Consider the following 20,608-nt stretch of genomic DNA (forward strand, 5'->3'; position numbering starts at 1 on the left):
CCTGTGGGAGCGAGCCTGCTCGCGGAAGCGCAGTGTCAGTCGACTTGTTTTTCACTGAACCAGCGCATTCGCGAGCAGGCTCACTCCTACAATGGGTATCTGTTCCTACAGAAATTTCTGAACAATCCTGTCCCACATCAAGCACTTCGGAACCAGAATCGCGTGCCATACTCCAAGGCACTCCGATTCAGACAGATGAAGCCGCACATGCCCAAAGGATTGATTCGCGCGATTGGCGCACTGCTGACAGCCCTGGCCCTCTACAGCCTGCTGGGGTTTCTGATCCTGCCGGGCATTGCCTTGCGCGTGGCCAACCAGCAACTGGCGAACTACGCGACGGTGCCGGCGCATCTGCAGCGCATCGAACTCAACCCCTTCAGCCTTGAGGTCACCCTCTGGGGCCTGGTCATCGGCGAGCCGGGCAAGGAGCAGGTCGGCTTCGATCGCCTCTATGCCAACCTGCAAATCGACAGCCTCTGGACCAAAGCGCTGCATCTGTCCGACATCGAACTGGACAAACCCAAAAGCGAAATCCTCTTCGCCAAGGACGGCAAGCTCAACCTGCTGGGCCTGTTCAACGTGCCGCCGAGCGAGCCGACACCCGCCGATCCCGACGCCAAGCCATTCCCGCTGCGTATCGACAACATCAAACTGGCCGGCGGTGTGGTGCATTTCGAGGATATGCGGCCCAGCGAGCCGATCGAATTTCTTTACGACGACCTCAGTTTCGAGCTGAAAAACCTCAGCACTTTGCCCGAGGACAGCGCCGACATGACCCTCGTCGCCATCGGCCCCGCTGGCGGGAGGATCGACTGGACCGGCAATTTCAGCCTGATCCCGTTCACCTCCGAAGGCACCCTGAAAGTCACCGATGGCCAGATGAAATCCTTCTGGCCTTACGTGCGTGACGCCGTGCCGCTGGTGCTGGAAAACGGCGTGGTCAGCCTCAGCACTGAGTACAAACTCAACCTGTCGAAACAAACCGAACTGCTGCTGAACAACGTCGCGGTGAGCATTGCGCCGTTCGCCATCAAGGCTCCGGACGGACGTCCGCTGGCCAGGCTCGAACGCCTCGACGTCAGCGAAACCTCGCTGGACCTGGCCAAGCAGCAAGTGGTGGTCGGCAAGATCCGCAGCAACAAACTGGAAACCTGGGCGGCGCTGGAAGCTGACGGCCAACTGGACTGGCAGAAGCTGTTCGCCAGCCAGCCGTCGAAACCGGCTGCCAAAGCCGCTGCCGAACCGGCGGATACACCGGCCGCCGCCGACTCGCCGAAACCTGAGCCAAGCGCCCCGAGCAAGCCATGGCAGGTGCTGGTCAAGGATGTGCAACTGCGCAACTACACGGTCCATCTCGCTGACCGCTCGGCGCAACCGGCGGTGGCGCTGGACATCACCCCGCTGAACGTCGATCTGCAGGATTTCGACAGCCTCAACGGCTCGCCTTTCAAGCTCAAGCTCGACAGCGGCCTGGGCAAGCAAGGCAAGATCAGCGCCGACGGCACGGTCAATCTGGCCCCGGTCAACGCGCAGCTCAACGTGAAAACCCAGGACGTCGACTTGCGTGTCGCGCAGTCCTATATCAACCCGTTCATTCGTCTGGAACTGCGCAGCGGCATGCTCGGCAGTGACCTCAAGGTCAACCTGAAAAGCACCGAACCACTGGCCCTCAGCGTCACCGGCCGCGCGCAGATTGATCAACTGCACACCCTCGATACGCTCAAGACCCGCGATTTTCTCAAATGGCAGCAAGTAGTGGTCGACGGCATCAACTATCAGCACGGCGACAGCCTGTCGATCGACAAGGTCAACCTGTTGCAGCCGTATGTGCGCTTCATGATCAACGACGATCGCACCACCAACGTCGACGACCTGCTGATCCCGCAACCGGCCGACAGCGGAGCACAAAGCACCGCAGCCAAACCGGCCGGCAAGGACAAACCACTGGGCATTCACATCGGCGCGATTGCGATCAACGATGGTTCGGCCAACTTCGCCGACTTCAGCCTGACGCCGAATTTCGCCACCGCCGTGCAGCAGCTCAACGGCCAGATCGGCACCATCGACAGTCGTCAGGCGAAACCGGCCAGCGTCGACATCAAAGGCAAGGTCGACCGTTATGCGCCGGTGACCATCAAGGGTGCGGTCAATCCGTTCGACCCGATGGCCAGCCTCGACATCGCCACCAGTTTCAAGCGCGTCGAACTGACGACCCTGACGCCCTACTCCGGCAAATTCGCCGGCTACCGCATCCGCAAGGGCCGGCTCAACCTAGATCTGCACTACCTGATTACCAAGGGCCAATTGAAAGCCGACAACAAAGTCGTGGTCGAGCAATTGCAACTGGGCGAGAAGGTCGACAGCCCTGATGCGGTGAGTCTGCCGCTGAAACTGGCGATCGCCCTGCTCAAGGACGTCGACGGCAAGATCTCCATCGAATTGCCAGTGACCGGCGACCTGAATAATCCACAGTTCAGCGTGATGCCGATCGTCTGGCAGACCCTGCGCAATCTGATCGTCAAAGCGGCCGCCGCACCGTTCAAGATGATCGGCGGGCTGGTCAGTGGCGGCGGCTCCGAAGACCTCGGCACGGTGTCCTTCGCGCCGGGCTCCAGCGATCTGAGCAAAGACGCCGAAGCGGCGCTGGTGAAACTGTCGCAGGCACTCAAGGAACGTCCGGCGCTGCGCCTGGAAATCGCAGGCACTGCCGCGAAGAGCAGCGATGGGCCACTGCTCGCCGAACAACGTCTGGAACGCGAATATCAGTACAACTACTACAAGATGCTCCAGCGCCGTGGCGACAAAGTCCCGGCCCAGGCCTCGCTGTTGCAAGTGCCCGAAAGCGAGAAAGGCGCGTTGCTCGAAGGCATCTACCGCACCCGCCTGAAAACCCAGCCACCGGCTGAATGGAAAGACCTGGGCAAGGAAGAACGCACGGCGAAAATGCGCGAGGGCGTGATCGCGTTCTGGAGTGGCAGCGAGGTGCTGTTGCGCCAGTTGGGCCAGGACCGCGCCAGCACCATCAAGGATTACCTGGTCGACAAGGGCAAGCTCGAGGATGACCGCGTGTACTTCATCGACGCCAACCTCGGCGAGGCCGAAAGCGACGGCCGCGTGGTGACGCAAATGCACCTGGATGCCGAATGACCGTGCGTAACTGGCTGGCTGTGCTTGCTCTGACGTGCGCCGCCGGCCACGCGTCAGCTTCGGATACATTGCGCTGCGGTAGCCAGTTGATCAGCCTCGGCGACCGCGCCAGCGAAGTGCTGCAAAAATGTGGCGAGCCGGTCAGTCGCGATGTGCTTGGCTACAAGCGCAGTGCCAATCGCCGCGAAGAGTTTCAGGTCGAGGAATGGACCTACGGACCAAACAACGGCATGTACCAGTACCTGCGCTTCGAAGGCAATCGCCTGCGGCAGATCAACAGCAAACGCGGTAATTAAGCCGTACGAAATTCACCCTGTGGGAGCGAGCCTGCTCGCGAATACGGTCTGTCTACTGACGAACTTGTCGGCTGACGATACGCATTCGCGAGCAGGCTCGCTCCCACATTGGTATTGCCCAAAATAGAACAGGCCCCGACACAAGTGCCGGGGCCTGTAATGGTCACATCCGTGTGACCGTTCGCATGAACTCTAAAGTTGCGGCAGACGTATTGCTCGGCCCGTCTGTCGCGTCTTCTCCCGGTTCAGGCGAGAAGTCTTGCCTTACTCGGCTTTCAGGCCGTCAGCGGAGACCGCTTTAACGCCTTTGATTTTCTTGGCGATGCCTACGGCGACTTCTTTCTGCGACTCGGTTACCGCAGTGGTCGACGACAGGGAAACTACACCCTTGTTGGTTTCGACTTTGATATCAGTGCCTGGAATGCCTTTTTCGGTGACTAGATCAGCTTTGACCTTGGTGGTGATCCAGGTATCGGAAGTCTCTTCTTTAGCCTTGGTCATTTCACCGGCAGCCAGAACCATTGGCGACTGGGTAGCCTGAGCGGACTGGGCGAAAGCGCCACCAGCCATGGTCAGGGTCAGAGCGGTAGCAGCGGCAGTGATAGCGAACTTCTTCATACGAGTAACTCCTGTTTTTACTGGAAGTCTGCTGTAACGCTTGTCAGCAGGGTTACCGGAGATATTGCGAACGCTGTGCCAACTTTTTTTGCCATATAAATTCTTTTAAAAACAATGAGTTATGAAAAATGCCAATTTTCATTTTCATGCAAAATGCATGACTCGCTCAATCTTCGCATGCAAGTTGCGGTTTTTTGGAAAGTTCATAAGCTGCTGAAATTATTGGAGCTTTTAAAAACCGTTGCGCCATAAAAAGCTCCGCAATTGCGGAGCTTTTTATGTTGCAGGTGCGTGTCAAACGCCTGGGCAGCTCGTAGTTGTATATTCTTTCGAGCCGGAGAACTTACAGGTCCAGCCAGTGGTAGGACTGCGTGTCAGCGTTACGGTCTGGCCGAGAACAGGCGCTGGAGCGTTGAGCAGCGTACAAGTAATAGTACCCGTCCCATCGGCGACTTTTCCGGATGCCGCCAACGTGCAATTCTGCGTGGCCGCTGTGCCGCCGTTCACGTTGGTAATGCTCGGGTCAGTCGATCCGGCATTGATCACGTCTTCAAAATTGACCTTAAGAGCTGATGCTTCCGCAATCCCAGCGGTCACCTTCGACCGCGCCTGATACTTCGAATACTGCGGCAGGGCGATAGTCGCCAGAATGCCGATGATCGCCACGACGATCAGCAGCTCGATCAATGTAAAGCCTTGTTGTTTTTTCATAGACACGCTCCATGCATGAGTCGAAATCTCATGATCTGAACAAGGCCCAGCACAGCCCATGCCAACGCCCATTTGCCCCCGTCTGCTGGGCGCGCTCATTCCCCAACGCCGTTTCCTACAACCGGCAACCGCACTATCTGACACTTTTTGTCACCTGCACCGGCCGTGTTTGGCGCTGTCACTTGACTAGGCTATAAGTCATGAACGGCAAGCGTGCGGAATCCCCATGAATGACATCGCTCTGAGCGGTCTGGCCAAGCAATTGGTCCAGGCCGAACTGCTCACGGAAACAAGCGCCCGGCAATCCTGGGCGCAGGCCCAGCGCAATCGCGTGTCGCTGGTCAATTACCTGGTGCACAACAAACTGGTCAACAGCCGGCAAATTGCCGAGATCGCCTCGGAACATTTCGGCATGGCCCTGCTCGATCTGCATTGCCTCGACAAAGAGACTCAGCCCAAGGGTCTGGTCAGTGAGAAACTGGTTCGCCAGCACTGCGCCCTGCCCCTCTGGCGGCGCGGCAACAAACTGTTCGTGGGCCTTTCCGACCCAAGCAATCAGCAGGCGATCAGCGACATCCAATTCAGCACCGGCCTGAGCACCGAAGCGATCCTGGTCGAGGACGACAAACTCAGCGACGCCATCGACAAGTTCTTCGACAGCCACGCCTCGGGTCTGGAAGAAATGGCCGATGTCGATCTCGACGGCCTCGACGTCGAGTCCATTGATGACAACAAACAGGACGTGATCGGCGGCCTCGATGCCGACGACGCCCCGGTCGTGCGCTTCGTGCACAAAATGCTGCTCGATGCGATCAAGAGCGGCTCTTCCGACCTGCACTTCGAACCCTACGAAAAAAACTACCGGGTGCGCATGCGCACCGACGGCATGCTGCGCGAGGTGGCCAAGCCGCCGATCCAGCTGGCCGGGCGTATTGCCGCGCGCCTGAAGGTGATGGCCAGTCTGGATATTTCCGAACGACGCAAACCCCAGGACGGGCGGATCAAGATGCGCCTGTCGAAAAGCAAATCCATCGATTTTCGCGTCAACACCTTGCCGACCCTGTGGGGCGAAAAAGTGGTGATCCGGATTCTCGACCCGTCCAGTGCACAAATGGGCATCGACGCCTTGGGTTACGAAGCCGAGCAAAAGGCTTTGTACCTGGCCGCGCTGAAACAGCCGCAAGGAATGATTCTGGTCACCGGCCCCACCGGCTCCGGTAAAACCGTGTCGCTGTACACCGGGCTGAATATCCTCAACACCGTCGACATCAATATTTCCACCGCCGAAGACCCGGTGGAAATCAACATGGAAGGCATCAATCAGGTCAACGTCAATCCCCGCCAAGGGCTGGACTTTGCCCAGGCGCTGCGCTCGTTTCTGCGTCAGGACCCGGACGTGATCATGGTCGGCGAGATCCGCGATCTGGAAACCGCCGAGATCGCGATCAAGGCCGCGCAGACCGGCCACCTGGTGCTGTCGACCCTGCACACCAACAGCGCGGCGGAAACCCTCACGCGCCTGCACAACATGGGCATTCCCGGTTTCAACATTGCCACCTCGGTCAGCCTGATCATCGCCCAGCGTCTGGCGCGCAAATTGTGCGCGCACTGCAAGCGGCCGCTGGAAATCCCGCACGAGACCTTGCTCAAGGAAGGCTTCCCCGAGGAACGCATCGGCCATTTCACGATCTACGAGCCGGTCGGTTGCGATCACTGCAACGGCGGTTACAAAGGACGCGTGGGGATTTATGAAGTGGTAAAGAACACACCGGACCTGCAGCGGCTGATCATGGCCGAGGGCAATTCGCTGGAAATCGACATTCAGATGCGCCGCGACGGTTTCGCCGATCTGCGCACCTCCGGGCTGCACAAGGCCATGCAAGGCATCACCAGCCTTGAGGAAATCAACCGGGTCACCAAGGATTGAACATGGCGGTCAAGGCAGCGAAAGTCAGCGTTTACGCCTGGGAAGGCACGGACCGCAAAGGCAGTAAAGTCAGCGGCGAGTTGAGCGGACAGAACCCCGCACTGATCAAGGCGCAACTGCGCAAACAGGGGATAAACCCGGGCAAGGTGCGCAAGAAATCCGCCTCCCTGCTGACCTTGGGCAAACGCATCAAACCGCAGGACATCGCCCTGTTCACCCGGCAGATGGCGACCATGATGAAGGCCGGCGTGCCGCTGTTGCAGTCCTTCGACATCATCGGCGAAGGCTTCGAAAACCCGGCCATGCGCAAACTGGTCGACGAGGTCAAACAGGAGGTCGCGGCCGGTAACAGCTTCGCTACGGCCCTGCGCAAGAAACCGCAATACTTCGACGAGTTGTACTGCAATCTGGTCGACGCCGGCGAACAGTCTGGCGCCCTCGACACCTTGCTTGAACGGGTCGCGACCTATAAGGAAAAAAGCGAAGCGCTCAAGGCCAAGATCAAGAAAGCCATGACCTACCCCACCGCCGTGGTGCTGGTGGCGGCAGTGGTAACAGGCATTCTGCTGGTCAAAGTGGTGCCGCAGTTCCAGTCGGTGTTTTCCGGGTTCGGCGCAGAACTGCCGGGCTTCACCCTGATGATCATCAGCCTGTCGGAATTCATGCAGCAGTGGTGGTGGGCCATTCTTTTTGCGCTGGTGGCAGCGTTTTTCGGCACTCGCCACGCGTTGAAGACTTCGCAGGCCCTGCGCGACCGGCGCGATGCCTGGCTGCTGAAGCTGCCACTGGTGGGCACCTTGATGTACAAGTCCGCCGTCGCACGTTTTGCCCGCACCCTGTCGACCACATTCGCAGCCGGTGTGCCGCTGGTGGAAGCACTGGATTCGGTCGCCGGTGCCACCGGCAATGTGGTGTTCAAGCGCGCGGTGTTGCGGGTGCGGCAGGACGTCTCGACCGGCATGCAACTGAATTTCTCCATGCGCAGCACCGGTGTGTTTCCCAACATGGCGGTGCAGATGACCGCCATCGGCGAGGAATCGGGCGCGCTGGATGACATGCTCGACAAGGTCGCCGGTTTTTATGAAGCGGAAGTCGATAACATGGTCGACAACCTCACCAGCCTGATGGAGCCGTTCATCATGGTGGTGCTGGGGGTCATCGTCGGTGGACTGGTGGTGGCCATGTACCTGCCGATCTTCCAGCTCGGCTCAGCGATCTGACATGTCTATCGATGAACTGTTTGCCGTGTATCCGCTGGCCTTTGTGGTCAGCGCGCTGCTGCTCGGGCTGGTGGTCGGCAGCTTCCTCAATGTTGTGGTCTGGCGCTTGCCGAAAATGCTTGAGCGCGACTGGCGCCAGCAGGCTCATGATGTGCTCGGCCTGCCCACTGAAACGCCTGTGCCGACTTACAACCTGATGCTGCCGCACTCCGCTTGCCCGCATTGCGGACACCGGATCCGCCCGTGGGAAAATATTCCGCTGCTCAGTTATCTGCTGCTGCGCGGTCGCTGCTCGGCCTGCTCGGCGCCGATCAGCAAACGTTACCCGCTGACCGAACTGGCCTGCGGCGTCCTCTCGGCATTCATTGCCTGGCATCTCGGCTTCGGTTGGCCGGCAGGTCTGCTGATCTTGCTGACATGGGGCTTGCTGGCGATGAGTCTGATCGACTGCGAACATCAGCTGCTGCCCGATGTGCTGGTGCTGCCGCTGCTGTGGCTGGGGCTGATCGTCAACAGCTTCGGCGTGTTCGTGGCGTTGCCCGATGCGTTGTGGGGCGCGGTCGCGGGTTATCTGGCGCTGTGGTCGGTGTTCTGGCTGTTCAAACTGCTCACCGGCAAGGACGGTATCGGCCATGGCGATTTCAAGCTGTTGGCCTTGCTCGGCGCATGGGGTGGCTGGCAGATTCTGCCGCTGACGATTCTTCTATCTTCCCTGGTGGGGGCGATATTGGGCGTTGTCATGCTGCGTCTGCGCGCCCAGGAAACCTCGACGCCGATCCCCTTCGGACCCTTTCTGGCAATTGCCGGCTGGATTGCCTTGCTCTGGGGTGGTCAAATAACCGACTTCTATTGGCAGTCTGTCGGTTTGAAATGAATACCCCTGTGGAAAAACCCTGGATTCTCGGCCTGACCGGCGGCATCGGCAGCGGCAAAAGCGCGGCGGCGCAGCACTTCATCGATCTCGGTGTGCATGTGGTGGATGCCGATCATGCGGCGCGCTGGGTAGTCGAACCGGGGCGTCCGGCGCTGGCGAAAATCGCCGAGCATTTCGGTTCCGGCGTGTTGCAGGCCGATGGCACGCTGGACCGCGCCGCCCTGCGCAAACTGATTTTTGAAGACCCTGAACAGCGGCGTTGGCTTGAAGCGCTGCTGCATCCGTTGATCGGCGAAGAAATCGCTCATCATCTGGCGCAGGCAAAATCGCCTTACGCGATTCTGGTTTCACCGTTGCTGATCGAGTCCGGGCAATACGCGATGACCCAGCGCATTCTGGTCATCGATGCGCCGCAACAACTGCAGATCGAACGCACCTTGCAGCGTGACCAGACCAGCGAAGCGCAGGTGCAGGCGATCCTCAAGGCGCAATCGAGCCGTGAAGACCGCGTGAGCCGTGCCGACGACGTGATCGTCAACGACCGCGACCTCGCCTGGCTGCACAGCGAGGTCGAGCGTCTGCATCACTTTTATCTGACTTTATCCGGAGGCCAAGCATGAGCCAGATTCCAACCGTTGAATGCCCAACCTGCGGCGCCCCCGTCGAATTCACCCCGGCGAACAAATTCCGTCCGTTCTGCTCCGACCGCTGCAAACTGATCGACCTCGGCGCCTGGGCCTCGGAAGAGCACAAGATTCCGGTCGCCCCGGATGCCGAAGACGAGCTGTTTTCCGGCGATTTCGATCCGCGTCACTGATCGCTGATCAGGGCCGCATAAAGCCGTAGTCCTGACTGTCGTCGAGGTTCTCCGCGAGAAAGCGCAACTCGTCGGCCAGGTCTTCGGCATTGCGCACTGCCTTGCTCTGCTGCACCACGGCGCTGAGCAGGGCGCGCAAACTCAGGCCCGGGTCAAAGCCCACTTCCTGCGCCAGCTCCAGACTCTGCCGAGTTTCCTGCCGCGCCCATTCATAAACGCCCATGCCACTGCTCCTGAAGGGATTTGCGCGAGCATGAAATCTCTGCGGCATGGCCGGTTTGATGTGGATCAAGACTTCGGATCGTCGTCCTTCCACGGCGCCGAAAGGTAGCGGGTGCGGTTGAAGGTCTCCAGCCATTCCGGGCAGAACACCACCAATGCACTGACGACCATGCCGTTGATAAAAGCCTCGGGGAACAACAGCAACCACAGGTAGCCGACGAAATCTTCCAGCCATTCCGGCATGGCGAAGAGGCCGTCGTACCACAGCAGCGTCAGGCTGAGGATCAGGCACAACAGGCCTGACAACGCAGCGGCGAAGAAACCGGAACAGAAGATGTAAACGAATGGATTGCGTGGCTGCGCACGCTCCACGAGGATTGCCACGCACTCGGTGATCAGCACTGGCAGCAGAATCAGCAACGCGCCATTGACGCCCACCGCAGCCAGGTCCTGACGCCCCAAAAGCACCAGGCCAATCTGCGCAACCAGCCCGCCGACAATCGCCAGCGGCCAATCGAGCAGCAGCGTCACCGCGGTCATGCCGATGAAGTGATAAGACACACCGGTGTCGAAATCCCTGCGCACCAGCCACAGCAGAAACAGCGCGAACACCGTGCCGAACAGCAAGTGCTGCCGGCGACTGTCGCTGAACAGCTCGACCCATGGCGCACGCATGATCGTCCAGAGCAGCGCCGGCAGATAAATCAGCCAGCCGAGTGTCAGGCTTGCCGTTGAAAGCAGTTCGGCACCGATCATGATTCCCTCACCTGCTACTCGACACGCTTTTTTGTAGGAGCTGCCGAAGGCTGCGATCTTTTGATCTTGTTTATAAAAGCAAAAGATCGCAGCCTTCGGCAGCTCCTACAAGGGCGCAATCGCGCGACGTTTATGTCTGAGCCGATGCAAAGCTATCTGCTTGTCGCATTTGGACGCTAAGCTTGGGCTTATGGATGATTCAGATTATTTACGCCTGCTGACCATCGCGGCCGAGCAAGCCAACGCGTTCCTGTCCAATGCCCGCAAATGGGAGCGTGAGCGTTGGGTCTGCCAGCGCCTGCTGCAAGGTCTGAACATCCCCTACCGCGCCGACGAATTCGCCCCGGCCGGTGAGCCGCCGGACGTGTTGTTCCGCGATGCCAATTTCGAAGTTTTTTTCGTCCTCGATGAAGGCCGCCGTCTCAATGATGAATGGCGCGACGAATTGCAGCGTCGGCGCAGCGCGTTTTCCCTAAGCCAACTGGTGCGCCGCGAAGCCAAGCCCAAACGCATCCCGGCCAATGAATTTCTCCTGCGTCTGGCGCCAACCCTGCGCAAGAAGGCGCACAACTACAAGGAACGCGGCATGGATCTGGGTGAACTGGACATCATCGCCTTCGCCAGCCTCAAGCGCGAAGTGCTCGATCTCAACAGTCATTTCCCGCCACCGACCGAATATCTGCGTCAGGGCTGGCGCTCGCTGTCGCTGGTCGGCCCGACATTCGCCCGCGTGTTGTTCGCCCACCCCGACGCACCGGACTTTCTGCGCAGTAACCTCGGCCGCAGCATTGTGTTCGACGTGGGTATCAGCCTGTGACGCCGCTGCAGCAGTTGATCGCCGAGGTTCCGCAAACCGGTCGTGTGCGCTGGATCGGTGTGCGTCCAGAGTCCCGTGGGCCGATGCTTGAGCTCGAGGCGGTAGAGGCGCGGCTGGAAGCCGGGCTCACCGGCGACCACGCCCGCCCGGGCGTTCGCAATGCGCGACAGGTGACGCTGATTCAGTGGGAGCACTTGGCGGTGATCAATGCATTGATGGGCCGTCCCGATGACGAGCCGGTCCGGCCTGAAGATCTGCGGCGCAATCTCGTTATAAGCGGAATCAATTTGTTTAGCCTGAAGGGGCGGCGCTTTCGCATCGGGCAAGCGATACTCGAAACCACTGGCTGGTGTCAGCCCTGCGCACGCTTGCAGAACAATCTCGGCCCGGGCACGTTTCAAGCCGTGCGCGGGCATGGCGGGATCACTGCCCGGGTGTTACAAAGCGGCATCATTCGCCTCGACGATAGCGTGTGCGTCGAACCGGTTCCGGACAGCGGCTACGCTGCGTTCAACCCGGGCTGAAAACCGCTGTAGCCTGTGCTCATTCAGTAACGTCTACCTGACGAGGCAAATATGACCAGCCGCCTGAACCCCGAAGACCAAAAGCATGTCGAAGAGTACCTGCAATTGTCCCAACACCGTGTCGAGCGCCGGCCTTTCCGGCCATGGATGCTCCTGGTGCTGGTGCTGGCAGTGACCATTGGTCTGGGCCTGTTGAGCCGATTTATCAGTTATCTGACGCTATGAGCTGCCTGGCGCTCGCTTGGGTAACTGCGAAAAAGATTTCCTTTAAAAACCTTGCGAGTTATCCCTATGTCCCATCGTATTGTCATTGTCGGCGGCGGCGCCGGCGGTCTGGAGTTGGCTACCCGTCTGGGTAAGACTCTGGGCAAGCGCGGCACGGCCAGCGTCATGCTGGTCGACGCGAACCTGACCCACATCTGGAAACCGCTGCTGCACGAAGTGGCCGCCGGTTCCCTGAACTCCTCCGAAGACGAACTTAATTATGTCGCCCAGGCGAAATGGAACCACTTCGAGTTCCAGCTCGGGCGCATGAGCGGGCTTGATCGCGCGCAGAAGAAAATCCAGCTGGCCGCGACCTATGACGAAAACGGCGTCGAGCTGGTGCCGGCGCGTGAAGTGGCTTATGACTCGCTGGTGATCAGCGTCGGTAGCACCACCAACGATTTCGGCACCCAGGGCGCGGCGCAGCATTGCCTGTTTCTTGATACGCGCAAACAGGCCGAGCGCTTCCATCAGCAATTGCTCAATCACTATCTGCGCGCCCACGCCGGGCAGACCGATGTGGTCGAGCAAATCAGCGTGGCCATCGTCGGCGCTGGCGCCACCGGCGTCGAATTGGCGGCAGAACTGCACAACGCCGCCCATGAATTGGCCGCGTACGGTCTGGACCGGATCAAACCGGAAAACATGCACATCACGCTGATCGAAGCCGGCCCACGGGTGCTGCCTGCCCTGCCGGAGCGCATCAGCGGGCCGGTGCACAAGACGCTGGAAAAGCTCGGGGTCAATGTGATGACCAACGCAGCAGTCAGCGAAGTGACTGCCGACAGCCTGATCACCGCCGATGGCAACGAGATCAAGGCCAGCCTGAAAGTCTGGGCTGCCGGCATCCGCGCACCGGGTTTCCTCAAGGACATTGACGGTCTGGAAACCAATCGCATCAATCAGCTGCAAGTGCTGCCGACTCTGCAAACCACTCGCGACGAAAACATCTTTGCCTTCGGTGACTGCGCGGCCTGTCCGCAACCGGGCACCGATCGCAACGTGCCGCCACGGGCACAAGCGGCGCATCAACAGGCGTCGCTGCTGGCCAAGTCGCTGAAATTGCGCATCGAAGGCAAGACCCTGCCGGAGTACAAGTACACCGACTACGGCTCGCTGATTTCACTGTCGCGTTTTTCTGCTGTGGGTAACTTGATGGGTAACCTGACCGGCAGCGTCATGCTCGAAGGCTGGCTGGCGCGGATGTTCTATGTGTCGCTGTACCGTATGCACCAGATGGCGCTGTACGGGCCGTTCCGCACGGCGATGCTGATGCTGGGCAGCAAGATTGGTCGTGGCACCGAACCGCGTCTGAAACTGCACTAAAGCGCCAACCTGTGGGAGCGAGCCTGCTCGCGAAAGCGGTGGGTCTGTCAACACTGTCGTTGAATGATCCGGCCCCTTCGCGAGCAGGCTCGCTCCCACATTGTTTCGTGTTGTGCGCAAATCAGCAGGCGAAGGCCTGCAATTGATCTCTGTTCATCAGAGCTGAAAGCGTCGCACCATGCCCTGCAGCGCATTGGCCAGTTGCGAAAGCTCATGGCTCGACGCGCTGGTCTGATCAGCACCCGCAGCCGAACGTACCGACAGGTCGCGAATGTTCACCAGATTGCGATCCACTTCCCGCGCCACTTGCGCCTGCTCTTCGGCAGCGCTGGCGATCACCAGGTTGCGCTCGTGAATCTCGTGCACCGACGCCGTGATCGTCACCAACGCCTCACCCGCCCGCTCTGCCAGAACCAGCGTGCTCGCCGCACGAGATGCGCTGGCCTGCATTGACTCCAGTGCCTGGCTCGAACCGCTGCGCATGCCTTGCACCATCTGTTCGATTTCCTGCGTCGATTGCTGGGTGCGATACGCCAGCGCGCGCACCTCATCGGCTACCACCGCAAAACCTCGACCGCTTTCGCCCGCACGTGCTGCCTCGATGGCAGCGTTGAGCGCCAGCAGATTGGTCTGCTCAGCGATTGCGCGAATCACGTCCAGTACCTTGCCGATGTCCTGTGACTGATTGGCCAGCGACTGCACCAGCTCGCCGGTGTTTTGCACATCACTGGCCAGGGCATTGATCGCGCTGGCGGTTTCGCTGACGCGCTCCTGGCCCAACTGCGCTGATTGACTGGACTGGCGCGTGGCATCGGACGTCGACACCGCGTTGCGCGCGACCTCCTCCACCGCAGCGGTCATCTCGTTGACCGCAGTGGCGGCCTGTTCGATTTCATTGCTCTGCTCTTGCAGGCCCAGGGTGCTGTCGACGGTGACGGCACTCAGTTCGTCAGCGGCGGTGGCCAGTTGTGTGGCTGAGCCGCTGATACCTTGCAGCGTCTCGCGCAGGTTCTGTTGCATCGTCGCCAAGGCCTTGAGCAAGCGGCTGACTTCGTCGTTGCCATGGGTTTCGATCGGCCGCGTGAGATCGCCCTTGGCGACACTTTCAGCGGCCTCCACGGCGCTGCTCAGGGGACGCACGATACTGCGTGTGAGCAACATCGCCAGCGCCACCGTGGCCAGCGCTGCCAAGGCAATGAACAGAGTTACGATGGTGCGCGAGGTTTCATAATGCGCGGCGGACTTCTCGCTTTCGGCAGCAACCTGGCGGGCGAACAGATCGGCGAGATCGTTGAGTTGCTTGCCGGAGCCGTCGACCACGGTCTTCATGTCAACCAGCAACAATTTGGTCAGCTCGTCACGCTTGCCTTGCTCAGCGAGGGTGAATGACTGGGCAATGCCGGTGCGATAGGCGGCGAAGGTTTTCTTGAACTGGTCATACAGCTGCTGGCCTTCGGCAGTGTCAACCAGTTTGTCGTAGGCTGCGATTTTTTCGCTCAGCTCCTTGTCGCGGGTGTCCATCTGGCCACGGTAGGTGGCGATGTTGGCCGGATCCTGATCGAGCGCCATGCGCAGGGAGATAGTGCGGATGCGCAGCATCAGTTCGCGGATCTCGTCGCCGCCACGGATGCTCGGCAACCAGCGGTTCTCCACCGCCACCTCGCTGTCGCGAATGCTCGACATCTGCCCCAGCGCAAACACGCCGAGCAAGGCCACCAACACCGCGATCAGGGCAAATCCCAGGGCAGCCCGGGGAGCAATATTCAACTGACGAAGCAACATGACGAACGCCCTTATTCTTGTAATGGCCAGATCAGGGGCGAAGCGTTGGCAGTCCCCTCGTGTTAGCGGGCTATCGGCAGGTTGTATGACGACTTGAAGGGATTCGCCTTTCAGCAGGCAAAAAAAATCCCCGTATCTTTCGATACGAGGATTTTCAATATGGTCGGGGTAAGGGGATTCGAACTCCTGACATCCTGCTCCCAAAGCAGGCGCGCTACCGGACTGCGCTATACCCCGGTAAAAAAAAGGCGACCTTTCAAAGATCGCCTTCTTCGATCAGCGCTTTTGGCCTCTGATCTTAAGATTCGATCCCAGCGCAAACTGGTTTCAAAAATGGTGGGTCGTGTGGGATTCGAACCTACGACCAATTGGTTAAAAGCCAACTGCTCTACCAACTGAGCTAACGACCCAAATATGGTCGGGGTAAGGGGATTCGAACTCCTGACATCCTGCTCCCAAAGCAGGCGCGCTACCGGACTGCGCTATACCCCGGTTTGAAATTGGCTCCGTGACCAGGACTCGAACCTGGGACCCAATGATTAACAGTCATTTGCTCTACCGACTGAGCTATCACGGAACTACATATTTCAATTTACAACGGTGAAGCTTTGTTGCATCTCGCCACCCGTTCGCATCGCTGCGTTCGTGTGTCTGAGGCGCGCTATTCTACAACCTAGAACACCTCTGTCAACCCCCTAAATTGCTTTCAAGTTAATGATTTGCAACTTATTTCAGATTCCAACCCGGTGGGTTGAAACGCTGCCGGTGACTGACTGCGGGGCGCACTTTACAAGCCTTTTCCTTTGAGTTCAACAGCCTGGCGAAAAAAAGGCCTCGCAATGCGAGGCCTTCCCGGTTTCATTGCCGCTGAGGCTTAGCCGAAAACGATTTCGTCGTTCTCGACCTTGCCGGTGGCGGTGTCGCCCGGCATGAAATGACCCGACAGGATCAACTGCGCCAGCGGGTTTTCGATCCAGCGCTGGATCGCCCGTTTCAAAGGACGTGCGCCATACACCGGGTCGTAACCGACGGCGATCAGCTTGTCCATCGCTTCCGGGCTCAGCTCCAGCTTCAGCTCGCGCTCGGCCAGGCGGCTGCGCAGGCGGCCCAACTGGATCTCGGTAATGCCGGCGATCTGATCCCGCGCCAGCGGTTCGAAGATCACCACTTCGTCAACGCGGTTGATGAACTCAGGACGGAAGTGCGACGTCAGCGCGTCCATCACAGCAGCACGCTGCGCCTCACGATCACCGACCAGTTCCTGGATCTGCATCGACCCGAGGTTGGACGTCATCACGATCACCGTGTTGCGGAAGTCCACCGTACGCCCGTGACTGTCGGTCAGACGGCCATCCTCAAGCACTTGCAGGAGGATGTTGAACACATCCGGGTGCGCCTTCTCGACTTCGTCCATGAGGATCACCGAGTACGGCTTGCGACGCACCGCTTCGGTCAGGTAACCGCCCTCTTCATAGCCGACGTAGCCTGGTGGCGCACCAATCAGACGAGCCACGGAGTGTTTCTCCATGAACTCGGACATGTCGATCCGCACCATCGCCTCTTCGGTATCGAAAAGGAATTCGGCCAAAGCCTTGCACAGCTCGGTTTTACCGACACCGGTCGGGCCGAGGAACATGAACGAGCCGCTCGGCCGATTCGGGTCGGACAACCCGGCGCGGGAACGCCGCACGGCGTTGGCCACTGCAACGACCGCTTCTTCCTGACCGATCACCCGTTTGTGCAACAGGCTCTCCATCTTCATCAGCTTGTCGCGCTCGCCTTCGAGCATCTTCGACACCGGGATGCCTGTCCACTTCGACACGACTTCGGCAATCTCTTCTTCAGTCACCTTGCTGCGCAGCAACTGGTTTTCGCTCTTGCCGTGCTGGTCGACCATTTGCAGGCTGCGTTCCAGATCCGGGATCACCCCGTATTGCAACTCGGCCATGCGATTCAGGTCGCCTTTACGGCGCGCGGCTTCCAGTTCCTGGCGCGACTGTTCGATCTTCTGCTGAATCTGCGCAGAACCCTGCACCTCGGCTTTCTCCGAGTTCCAGATTTCCTCCAGATCGGAATACTCACGTTCGTGACGCTCGATTTCTTCCTGGAGTTTTTCCAGGCGTTTCTTCGCTGCGTCGTCGCTTTCTTTCTTCAGCGCCTGGGATTCCACTTTCAACTGAATCAGGCGCCGCTCCAGACGATCGAGTACTTCCGGTTTGGAGTCGATCTCCATGCGGATACGGCTGGCAGCCTCGTCGATCAGGTCGATGGCCTTGTCCGGCAGCTGTCGATCCGTGATGTAGCGATGGCTGAGCTTGGCCGCAGCGATGATCGCGCCGTCGGTGATCGCCACCTTGTGGTGTACCTCGTAACGTTCCTTGAGGCCACGCAGAATGGCGATGGTGTCTTCTTCGCTCGGCTCGTCCACCAGGACTTTCTGGAAACGCCGCTCGAGCGCCGCGTCCTTCTCTATATATTGGCGATACTCGTTGAGCGTGGTCGCGCCGACGCAGTGCAACTCGCCGCGAGCCAGCGCAGGCTTGAGCATGTTGCCGGCGTCCATCGAGCCTTCGCCCTTACCAGCGCCGACCATGGTGTGCAGTTCGTCGATGAACAGAATGATCTGCCCTTCCTGCTTCGACAGTTCGTTGAGCAACGATTTCAGGCGCTCTTCGAACTCACCGCGATACTTGGCGCCGGCAATCAGCGCGCCCATGTCCAGCGACAGCAGACGCTTGCCTTTAAGGCCGTCCGGCACTTCGCCATTGATGATGCGCTGCGCCAGCCCCTCGGCGATCGCGGTTTTACCCACGCCAGGTTCACCGATCAGCACCGGGTTGTTCTTGGTGCGGCGTTGCAGAACCTGAATGGTGCGACGGATTTCGTCGTCGCGGCCGATCACCGGATCAAGCTTGCCTTCTTCGGCGCGTTTGGTCAGGTCGACTGTGTACTTGTCCAGCGCTTGCCGCGACTCTTCGTGGTTGGCGTCATTTACCGCTTCGCCACCACGTAGGTTGTTGATCGCGTTTTCCAGGGCTTTCTTGCTCACGCCTTGGCCGAGCAGCAACTTGCCGAGCTTGCTGTTCTCGTCCATCGCGGCGAGCAGCACCAGTTCGCTGGAAATGAACTGGTCGCCCTTCTGCTGAGCCAGACGGTCAGCCTGATTGAGCAGGCGCGCCAGATCCTGCGACATGTTGACGTCGCCGGTCGGGTTCTGGATTTTCGGTAGTTGATCGAGCTCTTTGGTCAGCTCTTTACGCAAGCTGTTGACGTCGAAGCCTACTTGCATCAGCAACGGCTTGATCGAACCGCCCTGCTGTTCAAGCATGGCCTGCATCAAGTGCGCCGGCTCGATGGCCGGATGATCGTGGCCAACCGCCAACGACTGGGCGTCGGACAGGGCCAACTGTAATTTGCTGGTTAAACGGTCAATACGCATGGGTCACCTTCCTTTTGAGCAGGCCGGACCTAAGAAACCATCCTGAATAAAGAAACCTGCCAGATACCACTGTAGATGCGGTCGATTCTGGGAGATTCAAGCGTCGGAGAGTTGATGCAGATCAGAGAGTTTAGCGGGTGAGCCAAACAAGAGAGGCGAAACGACCGGTCCGCGACGCACGGCGATAGGAGAAGAAGCGCGGATCGGTCACGGTGCAGAAACCGCCACCATAAACAGCCGTGACACCCCGTTCAGCCAGACGCAGGCGCGCCAGCAGATAGATATCAGCCATGAACTTGCCGGCATTGTTGCTCGGTACGAACGCTTCTGCTGCTTCAGGCAGTTGATTGATGAAGACTTCCCGTACTTCCGGACCGACTTCAAAGGCTTTGGGGCCAATGGCCGGGCCGAGCCAGACCAGTACCTCGTCAGCAGGAACATCGAGGCTGTCGTGAGTTGCCTCAAGCACGCCCGCCGCCAGACCACGCCAACCGGCATGAGCGGCCGCGACACGCGTGCCGGCACGATCGCAGAACAATGCCGGCAAACAGTCTGCCGTCATCGACGCGCAGGCAATACCCGGCGTTGCCGTCCAACTGGCATCTGCAGTCGCAACGATGCCCGGATCAGCATGCGCAACGGTGATCCCGTGCACTTGCTGCAACCAGGCAGGCTGTATGGAGAAGTGTTCGGTCAGACGCCGACGGTTCTCGGCAACGTCCTGCGGACGATCATCGACATGATCGCCCAGATTCAGGCTGTCGAACGGCGCCTCGCTGACACCACCCTCGCGGGTGGTGACACAGGCCCTGACGCTGGCCGGCGCAGGCCAGTCCGGCGTCAGCCAGTTCATCCGACGAAGGCCTCGCGATCCTGCTTGAGCAGGGTCAGCAGCCAGACGAAATCTTCCGGCAGCGGCGATTCCCAGCTCATGCGCTCACCGCTCGTCGGGTGATCGAGTTCAAGGAAACGCGCGTGCAGCGCCTGACGCGGGAAGTGCTTGAGCGATTCCACCATGGTCGGGTTGGCCGCAGGCGGAATGCGGAAACGCCCGCCATACGCCGGATCGCCGACCAATGGGAAGTTGATGTGCGCCATGTGCACGCGGATCTGGTGGGTCCGACCGGTTTCCAGTTTCACCCGCACGTGGGTGTGCGAACGGAAACGCTCGAGCACGCGGTAATGGCTGACGGCAGGCTTGCCGCCTTCCATCACTGCCATGCGCTGGCGTTGCTGGCCGTGACGACCGATCGGCGCATTGATCTTGCCGCCGGCGGTGACCACGCCGATCACGATGCACTCGTAGATACGGCTGACGCTGCGGCTCTGCAATTGTGCGACCAGCTTGGTCTGCGCCTGAATGGTCTTGGCCACCACCATCAGACCGGTGGTGTCCTTGTCCAGACGATGCACGATACCGGCGCGCGGGACATTGATGATGTCCGGCACATGGTGCAACAAAGCGTTGAGCAGGGTGCCATCGGCGTGACCGGCGGCCGGGTGCACCACCAGGCCCGCAGGCTTGTTGATCACCAGGATGTCGTCGTCTTCATAGACGATGTCGAGCTCGATGTCCTGGGCGATCCACTCGCCCTGGGCTTCCTGCTCGGCAGTCAGCTCAAGGACGGCACCGCCATGCACAATGTCGCGCGGGCGGATCACCGCCCCGTCCACAGTCAGGCGACCTTCTTTGATCCAGGCGGAAAGGCGCGAGCGTGAGTGCTCAGCGAAGAGTTGGGCGGCGACTTGATCGAGGCGTTGGCCGCCCAATTCGGACGGCACCTCTGCGCGAAGTTCAATTTTATCGGACATGCTCGGACTGGGCGTCGGCACAGCCTTTGGTTTCGGCTGCGCGCTTGTGGTTAAAT

Annotated in this window: 19 protein-coding genes and 4 tRNA genes; 11 read left to right on the forward strand and 12 right to left on the reverse strand. The window is 59.6% G+C overall.

Going from position 1 to position 20,608, the window contains the following annotated elements:
* The first annotated feature begins 195 nt into the window (after positions 1 to 195).
* Complete coding sequence (locus tag AC0Z5Z_RS14415; RefSeq protein ID WP_485611238.1) at positions 196 to 3,147, forward strand: DUF748 domain-containing protein; 2,952 nt, start codon at positions 196 to 198, stop codon at positions 3,145 to 3,147.
* Positions 3,144 to 3,443 (forward strand): DUF2845 domain-containing protein, encoded by a 300-nt coding sequence (locus AC0Z5Z_RS14420; protein ID WP_039761633.1) that lies wholly within the window; start codon positions 3,144 to 3,146, stop codon positions 3,441 to 3,443. Before AC0Z5Z_RS14415 ends, AC0Z5Z_RS14420 begins: the two co-directional genes overlap by 4 nt.
* A gap of 264 nt (positions 3,444 to 3,707) precedes the next feature.
* On the opposite strand, the gene AC0Z5Z_RS14425 is transcribed toward AC0Z5Z_RS14420, so the two are convergent.
* Both AC0Z5Z_RS14425 and AC0Z5Z_RS14430 read right to left on the reverse strand, forming a co-directional pair.
* Complete coding sequence (locus AC0Z5Z_RS14425; protein ID WP_071173629.1) at positions 3,708 to 4,061, reverse strand: BON domain-containing protein; 354 nt, start codon at positions 4,059 to 4,061, stop codon at positions 3,708 to 3,710.
* Positions 4,062 to 4,355: 294 nt separating this feature from the next.
* Positions 4,356 to 4,772 carry a pilin gene (locus AC0Z5Z_RS14430; RefSeq protein WP_056790436.1) on the reverse strand — a complete coding sequence of 139 codons (417 nt, stop codon included), beginning with the start codon at positions 4,770 to 4,772 and terminating at the stop codon, positions 4,356 to 4,358.
* Between the two features lie 226 nt (positions 4,773 to 4,998).
* Here AC0Z5Z_RS14430 and pilB point away from each other — a divergent pair, with 226 nt between their 5' ends.
* The 5 genes from pilB to yacG are packed head-to-tail and all read left to right on the forward strand — an operon-like array spanning position 4,999 to position 9,610.
* Entirely contained in the window at positions 4,999 to 6,699 is a 1,701-nt protein-coding gene (gene pilB / locus AC0Z5Z_RS14435) for a type IV-A pilus assembly ATPase PilB (RefSeq protein ID WP_056790439.1), read from the forward strand.
* A 2-nt stretch (positions 6,700 to 6,701) separates the two neighbouring features.
* The gene (locus AC0Z5Z_RS14440; protein WP_095181835.1) at positions 6,702 to 7,919 is read left to right on the forward strand and encodes a type II secretion system F family protein; all 1,218 of its coding nucleotides are present in this window, start codon (positions 6,702 to 6,704) and stop codon (positions 7,917 to 7,919) included.
* Position 7,920: 1 nt separating this feature from the next.
* Positions 7,921 to 8,793, forward strand: coding sequence for a prepilin peptidase (locus AC0Z5Z_RS14445; protein WP_485611239.1), 873 nt, complete (start codon positions 7,921 to 7,923; stop codon positions 8,791 to 8,793).
* Positions 8,790 to 9,413, forward strand: a complete 624-nt coding sequence (coaE, locus tag AC0Z5Z_RS14450) for a dephospho-CoA kinase (RefSeq protein WP_076564149.1) — start codon at positions 8,790 to 8,792, stop codon at positions 9,411 to 9,413. Before AC0Z5Z_RS14445 ends, coaE begins: the two co-directional genes overlap by 4 nt.
* The gene (gene yacG / locus AC0Z5Z_RS14455) at positions 9,410 to 9,610 is read left to right on the forward strand and encodes a DNA gyrase inhibitor YacG (protein ID WP_016773149.1); all 201 of its coding nucleotides are present in this window, start codon (positions 9,410 to 9,412) and stop codon (positions 9,608 to 9,610) included. Before coaE ends, yacG begins: the two co-directional genes overlap by 4 nt.
* A 7-nt stretch (positions 9,611 to 9,617) precedes the next feature.
* On the opposite strand, the gene AC0Z5Z_RS14460 is transcribed toward yacG, so the two are convergent.
* Positions 9,618 to 9,833, reverse strand: a complete 216-nt coding sequence (locus tag AC0Z5Z_RS14460) for a hypothetical protein (RefSeq protein ID WP_016773148.1) — start codon at positions 9,831 to 9,833, stop codon at positions 9,618 to 9,620.
* Positions 9,834 to 9,898: 65 nt separating this feature from the next.
* The gene (locus tag AC0Z5Z_RS14465) at positions 9,899 to 10,588 is read right to left on the reverse strand and encodes an energy-coupling factor ABC transporter permease (protein WP_485611240.1); all 690 of its coding nucleotides are present in this window, start codon (positions 10,586 to 10,588) and stop codon (positions 9,899 to 9,901) included.
* A gap of 190 nt (positions 10,589 to 10,778) precedes the next feature.
* On the opposite strand from AC0Z5Z_RS14465, the gene AC0Z5Z_RS14470 reads away from it, so the two are divergent.
* The 4 genes from AC0Z5Z_RS14470 to AC0Z5Z_RS14485 all read left to right on the forward strand — a co-directional run bounded on the left by AC0Z5Z_RS14470 (position 10,779) and on the right by AC0Z5Z_RS14485 (position 13,519).
* Positions 10,779 to 11,405 (forward strand): DUF1780 domain-containing protein, encoded by a 627-nt coding sequence (locus AC0Z5Z_RS14470; protein ID WP_007909887.1) that lies wholly within the window; start codon positions 10,779 to 10,781, stop codon positions 11,403 to 11,405.
* Complete coding sequence (locus tag AC0Z5Z_RS14475; protein WP_056790453.1) at positions 11,402 to 11,929, forward strand: MOSC domain-containing protein; 528 nt, start codon at positions 11,402 to 11,404, stop codon at positions 11,927 to 11,929. Before AC0Z5Z_RS14470 ends, AC0Z5Z_RS14475 begins: the two co-directional genes overlap by 4 nt.
* A 51-nt stretch (positions 11,930 to 11,980) precedes the next feature.
* The gene (locus AC0Z5Z_RS14480; RefSeq protein WP_007909875.1) at positions 11,981 to 12,154 is read left to right on the forward strand and encodes a DUF3094 domain-containing protein; all 174 of its coding nucleotides are present in this window, start codon (positions 11,981 to 11,983) and stop codon (positions 12,152 to 12,154) included.
* A gap of 66 nt (positions 12,155 to 12,220) precedes the next feature.
* Positions 12,221 to 13,519 carry an NAD(P)/FAD-dependent oxidoreductase gene (locus AC0Z5Z_RS14485; RefSeq protein WP_016773144.1) on the forward strand — a complete coding sequence of 433 codons (1,299 nt, stop codon included), beginning with the start codon at positions 12,221 to 12,223 and terminating at the stop codon, positions 13,517 to 13,519.
* Positions 13,520 to 13,675: 156 nt separating this feature from the next.
* Here the strand turns inward: AC0Z5Z_RS14485 and AC0Z5Z_RS14490 are convergent, their stop codons facing one another.
* The 8 genes from AC0Z5Z_RS14490 to rluD form a co-directional block, all read right to left on the reverse strand.
* Positions 13,676 to 15,301 (reverse strand): methyl-accepting chemotaxis protein, encoded by a 1,626-nt coding sequence (locus tag AC0Z5Z_RS14490; RefSeq protein WP_485611241.1) that lies wholly within the window; start codon positions 15,299 to 15,301, stop codon positions 13,676 to 13,678.
* 160 nt (positions 15,302 to 15,461) lie between these two features.
* Positions 15,462 to 15,538, reverse strand: a tRNA-Pro gene (locus AC0Z5Z_RS14495).
* A 97-nt stretch (positions 15,539 to 15,635) separates the two neighbouring features.
* Positions 15,636 to 15,711 (reverse strand) — tRNA-Lys (locus AC0Z5Z_RS14500).
* A 5-nt stretch (positions 15,712 to 15,716) separates the two neighbouring features.
* Positions 15,717 to 15,793: transfer RNA gene (locus tag AC0Z5Z_RS14505), tRNA-Pro, on the reverse strand.
* A gap of 9 nt (positions 15,794 to 15,802) precedes the next feature.
* A tRNA-Asn gene (locus tag AC0Z5Z_RS14510) sits at positions 15,803 to 15,878 on the reverse strand.
* 297 nt (positions 15,879 to 16,175) lie between these two features.
* Positions 16,176 to 18,740: an ATP-dependent chaperone ClpB gene (gene clpB / locus AC0Z5Z_RS14515; RefSeq protein WP_056790458.1), complete on the reverse strand. Its 2,565-nt coding sequence runs from the start codon at positions 18,738 to 18,740 to the stop codon at positions 16,176 to 16,178.
* Between the two features lie 130 nt (positions 18,741 to 18,870).
* Positions 18,871 to 19,593, reverse strand: coding sequence for a peptidoglycan editing factor PgeF (gene pgeF, locus AC0Z5Z_RS14520; RefSeq protein WP_485611242.1), 723 nt, complete (start codon positions 19,591 to 19,593; stop codon positions 18,871 to 18,873).
* Positions 19,590 to 20,552, reverse strand: coding sequence for a 23S rRNA pseudouridine(1911/1915/1917) synthase RluD (rluD, locus tag AC0Z5Z_RS14525; RefSeq protein ID WP_016773140.1), 963 nt, complete (start codon positions 20,550 to 20,552; stop codon positions 19,590 to 19,592). The genes pgeF and rluD overlap by 4 nt, the downstream gene beginning before the upstream one ends.
* Positions 20,553 to 20,608: the final 56 nt, after the last annotated feature.

This window comes from Pseudomonas sp. 1L-E-NC-VB-C3, assembly GCF_057291535.1.

Coding starts and splice junctions, on each gene's coding strand:
- AC0Z5Z_RS14415 (WP_485611238.1), top strand. CDS start 196: ATGAAGCCGCACATGCCCAAAGGATTGATTCGCGCGATTGGCGCACTG.
- AC0Z5Z_RS14420 (WP_039761633.1), top strand. CDS start 3,144: ATGACCGTGCGTAACTGGCTGGCTGTGCTTGCTCTGACGTGCGCCGCC.
- AC0Z5Z_RS14425 (WP_071173629.1), bottom strand. CDS start 4,061: ATGAAGAAGTTCGCTATCACTGCCGCTGCTACCGCTCTGACCCTGACC.
- AC0Z5Z_RS14430 (WP_056790436.1), bottom strand. CDS start 4,772: ATGAAAAAACAACAAGGCTTTACATTGATCGAGCTGCTGATCGTCGTG.
- pilB (WP_056790439.1), top strand. CDS start 4,999: ATGAATGACATCGCTCTGAGCGGTCTGGCCAAGCAATTGGTCCAGGCC.
- AC0Z5Z_RS14440 (WP_095181835.1), top strand. CDS start 6,702: ATGGCGGTCAAGGCAGCGAAAGTCAGCGTTTACGCCTGGGAAGGCACG.
- AC0Z5Z_RS14445 (WP_485611239.1), top strand. CDS start 7,921: ATGTCTATCGATGAACTGTTTGCCGTGTATCCGCTGGCCTTTGTGGTC.
- coaE (WP_076564149.1), top strand. CDS start 8,790: ATGAATACCCCTGTGGAAAAACCCTGGATTCTCGGCCTGACCGGCGGC.
- yacG (WP_016773149.1), top strand. CDS start 9,410: ATGAGCCAGATTCCAACCGTTGAATGCCCAACCTGCGGCGCCCCCGTC.
- AC0Z5Z_RS14460 (WP_016773148.1), bottom strand. CDS start 9,833: ATGGGCGTTTATGAATGGGCGCGGCAGGAAACTCGGCAGAGTCTGGAG.
- AC0Z5Z_RS14465 (WP_485611240.1), bottom strand. CDS start 10,588: ATGATCGGTGCCGAACTGCTTTCAACGGCAAGCCTGACACTCGGCTGG.
- AC0Z5Z_RS14470 (WP_007909887.1), top strand. CDS start 10,779: ATGGATGATTCAGATTATTTACGCCTGCTGACCATCGCGGCCGAGCAA.
- AC0Z5Z_RS14480 (WP_007909875.1), top strand. CDS start 11,981: ATGACCAGCCGCCTGAACCCCGAAGACCAAAAGCATGTCGAAGAGTAC.
- AC0Z5Z_RS14485 (WP_016773144.1), top strand. CDS start 12,221: ATGTCCCATCGTATTGTCATTGTCGGCGGCGGCGCCGGCGGTCTGGAG.
- AC0Z5Z_RS14490 (WP_485611241.1), bottom strand. CDS start 15,301: ATGTTGCTTCGTCAGTTGAATATTGCTCCCCGGGCTGCCCTGGGATTT.
- clpB (WP_056790458.1), bottom strand. CDS start 18,740: ATGCGTATTGACCGTTTAACCAGCAAATTACAGTTGGCCCTGTCCGAC.
- pgeF (WP_485611242.1), bottom strand. CDS start 19,593: ATGAACTGGCTGACGCCGGACTGGCCTGCGCCGGCCAGCGTCAGGGCC.
- rluD (WP_016773140.1), bottom strand. CDS start 20,552: ATGTCCGATAAAATTGAACTTCGCGCAGAGGTGCCGTCCGAATTGGGC.